General features: G+C 36.7%; 3 protein-coding genes. All 3 read right to left on the minus strand.

Annotated features, from left to right (window positions below):
• A partial coding sequence (locus RYH73_RS26485) for a hypothetical protein (protein WP_335316457.1) occupies positions 1-379 on the minus strand: 379 nt, incomplete at its 3' end.
• A gap of 44 nt (positions 380-423) precedes the next feature.
• Positions 424-1,080, minus strand: coding sequence for a galactosyltransferase-related protein (locus RYH73_RS26490; RefSeq protein WP_335316458.1), 657 nt, complete (start codon positions 1,078-1,080; stop codon positions 424-426).
• 14 nt (positions 1,081-1,094) lie between these two features.
• The coding region (locus tag RYH73_RS26495; RefSeq protein ID WP_335316460.1) for a non-ribosomal peptide synthetase at positions 1,095-2,518 on the minus strand (1,424 nt) is incomplete at its 5' end.

A 2,518-nucleotide genomic window follows, 5' to 3' on the forward strand; every position in this document is an offset into this window, starting at 1 on the left:
CAAGGAGGTCCACATCCACCAAACCTCCTCGGATACCGTACACAACCGGAACATGGTAGTGAACGCTCCCCTCAAGCCGATCAATGAACCATAAACGCTCCTGACTATAAGATAATGGGTAGGAATTTAATTGTCTTTTTTCAATTGGCTCCAAACTTGATCTACCGAGCTCCTTGAGCTTTTTATTATTTTGCAAAAAAGTCAACAATTCACCTTTTCTTAGGCGAATAACATAAATCAACTCATCAGTTATTCGATCTCGCTTTTTTAATCTGAATTTTACCGTATCTTCATCTAAAAATAAATAAATCCCGGCCTCCTTTGCCTTTTTTATTAAGGTCAATATTTCATCGGAAAAAATGGAATCGGTATGGTTCATTACTACATTATATTTACTTGAAACTGTAAATTTCGCGATACGTTTTAGATATAAACATTAACCATCGTATAATTATCGTTTACCTCAACACTATGTATTTTATATTGACACGTTGAAAGTCCATTTGAAAAGTCTCTGGGTTTACTTGATAATTCCCAATTTCTTTTGAACAACTCTTTTATCTTTGGATCAGTGTCAACAGGCCGTTCGTGGTCTAATGATTCATACACTCCATGCCGTCGGTGAACCGGCAACTCTCTTTCAACAAATGAGCGATAAAAACAATCATCTTCGCATCCATAGCCTAAATAATCATTATAAAACCCATTTACAGATTCCATGTGTTCAGCATTTAAGAGAACGTGTCCTGAAAAATATGTTGGATATGGAAGCGTATAATCGTATTGAGAGACAGCAGAAGCCAAGTGAGTTACGGCATCTGGCGCCGAATAATCTACCTGACCTTCAACAGCTAACATATCTATATCTGACAAATCATAAGCGTCTGCCTTTTCTTTTGCGAATAAAAATCCAACATTCAAAAGTTTCCCCCTATTAAACGGTTCGGTTCCCAACTGATGTATTATATATATATCGGCGTCCGGAAAGATTCTTTTATAATGCGGAACGTAAATATTTAAATGCTCATATCTATCGCGAAAAGGGACGATAAAAGCCAACTTGTAATCTAACTTGACCATCTCATTTTTTTTTATTATAATTCATAAACATCACCTTCGATACCTTCCTCATTATCCATAGCTAAGCCGTAGGTATACTCTATATATTCAGTTAATTCCCGAATTGTTCTAGTTTTAAAAAAGATATTAATTGGTAATGAGATGTTAAACTCTTTCTTTATTATTGAAATCAATTTCATAATTTGTAATGAGCTCGCTCCTAAAGAAAAAATGTTGTCGCACATATCGACGTATTGAACACCTATTTGATCTTTAATCCTCGAAACAAGGAATTGTTCAAACTTTGTAACAGGCCCAAAGTATTGAACATTAGTCTCTTGCTCCAAATTCATTTCCAGTAATTTTTGCTTGTCTATCTTTCCTGCAGTTGTAATCGGAAGTTCGTTTAGTATAACCCACTTTTGGGGTAGCATGTAGTAAGGTAGCAAATCTTGCAAAAAACGATTTATATTTCGTTCAAAGTACTCGTTATTAAAAGGTATGACGAAGGCTACAAGTAACTCCTCATTCGTTTTTAATACAACGACGTCATTGCATAAGTTACTTTCTATAATGGCAGTCTCAATTTCCCCGAGCTCAATACGATATCCGCGTAGTTTTATCTGATCATCCCTTCTTCCCAAATATTCAAGATTTCCACTTGGAAGCCATCTTCCAAAATCGCCGGTGAAATATATTCGTTCTTTATTTCCATCAATGTTGATTTCTGCAAATTTTTTACTTGTTAGATCCGAATTGTTTAAATATCCGCGGCCGACGAGCGGTCCGCTGATCCCAATCTCACCAGGTAAACCACAGGGTAATAGCTGTCTATTGGCATCCAATAAATAAATTTTAGAATTAGTAACAGGAACTCCAATTGGTACATTTGAATCTTTATAAAAGCATTTTGTAGAGTCAAATTCAAAAAAAGTAGAACACACTGTCGTTTCACTAGGTCCATATCCATTAATTATTATTATATCGCTAACTAAACTCTTGAACCTTTCTAATAAAGATTGTTTGATTGGCATAACTCCAACAAGTAGCCTTTTCAGTCGGAATGGCCTATCCGCTTTTTCAAGGAATTCAACCGTTTCACCAAGCATGGTTGGGGGAATATAGGCGGTATCTATTTTTTTTTCAATCATAATATTAGCAAGGTCTTCCCCGCTCATTATGGCTGTTTTACGCAGTACGTGAAGTTCCTTTCCGTAGCATATATTGATAAAAATCTCCCATACGGAGACATCGAAGATTACTGGACATAAAGTCAATCCGGTTTTGCAATGGGAATCGTCAGCTATATTTTGAAAACCGCTAACCAAGCTTACGACGTTTCTATGTTCGATCATTACACCTTTGGGCCGTCCGGTTGAACCCGAGGTGTATATGACATATGCAAGGTCTTCTGCAACAGGTGCATTTAATACGGGTGGAACATCCGCGTGCCAAACGG

The organism is Olivibacter sp. CPCC 100613, from assembly GCF_036959255.1.
In the GTDB taxonomy this organism is placed as follows: domain Bacteria; phylum Bacteroidota; class Bacteroidia; order Sphingobacteriales; family Sphingobacteriaceae; genus Olivibacter.